The organism is Mesorhizobium sp. P5_C1 (assembly GCF_054049815.1).
In genome coordinates this window covers 1-576 of sequence record NZ_JBFULQ010001377.1, presented here as the reverse complement: position 1 = coordinate 576, position 576 = coordinate 1, and the positions used below count along the sequence as shown (strand labels likewise).

1 pseudogene is annotated in these 576 nt (G+C 50.0%); it reads left to right on the top strand.

From position 1 onward, the window contains the following. Positions 1–576, top strand: a pseudogene (locus ACXJ7R_RS35915) (hypothetical protein); the annotation flags it as partial.

The window sequence follows — 576 nt, the reverse complement described above, 5'->3', positions numbered from 1 at the left end:
ACTTTGCGTCATGCGAAGCGCGTTCCTGTCCTTATTAACTATACGGTAGACGGGAAACGCGCAGAAAAGACTCCCGATAAATACGATACGGATTTGATCGCCGAAATTGAAAAGATGGATATTCCTTATTGGTACCCAACAAATAGACTCATGGAAGGTCGGGAGACAAGGCGAAACGATGCAATAGGGCTGACCCACGCACATCATTTTTTCACAAAGCGCAGCCTTTGGGTTCTATCGGCGTTTTATTCACGCATCAAGGATCCGGGATTGCTGGCCATTCTCCTCGATGGATTTCCAGTAGCCACCATTATGTCCCGGTTCCGTGTTCCAGCGTGGGTGGACAAGTCGACCGGTCCAATGAAGGGCTGGACCAGCGGGACGATGTACGTCCCATCACTTCAAGGCGAGCAAAGCTGGCTGAACATTTTCAATGAGAAGAGGTCGATGGTCGTTCGGGCTTTGGCACAACTTCGTCGCGGAAGTCGCGCATCCTCCATCATAGCAACATCCAGCTTCAGCGCGACATCGCTGCCAAGTAATTCTGTCGATTACATTTTCATCGATCCACCATTT